The following is a 224-nucleotide window of genomic DNA, read 5'->3' as shown; positions in this document are numbered from 1 at the left end:
CCTGCTTCCTTATTCTTAATGGTATTGAACGCTTTTTTAGGCCACACGAATTGAATTCCCCGGAAATCGGTATCTATGTCAGCTTGTTCGCAATAGTGATGACCTACGGTTTAGTCAGATTTCAAAAGCACGTGGTGAAAAAAACTGGTAGCCAAGCTATTGCAGCCGATTCACTGCACTATCAGTCTGATCTCTACATGAATGCGGCCATTATGTTGGCGCTG

1 protein-coding gene is annotated in these 224 nt (G+C 43.8%); it reads left to right on the top strand.

Annotated elements, in window-relative coordinates:
* Window positions 1-224, top strand: a 224-nt coding sequence (locus tag FTW16_RS01435; RefSeq protein ID WP_186728001.1) for a cation transporter, incomplete at both ends; no start/stop codon positions are given.

The organism is Vibrio sp. T20 (assembly GCF_007858795.1).
GTDB lineage: Bacteria > Pseudomonadota > Gammaproteobacteria > Enterobacterales > Vibrionaceae > Vibrio > Vibrio satsumensis.
The sequence above is the reverse complement of the archived record's forward strand: the minus strand, read 5'-3'. Positions and strand labels throughout refer to the sequence as shown.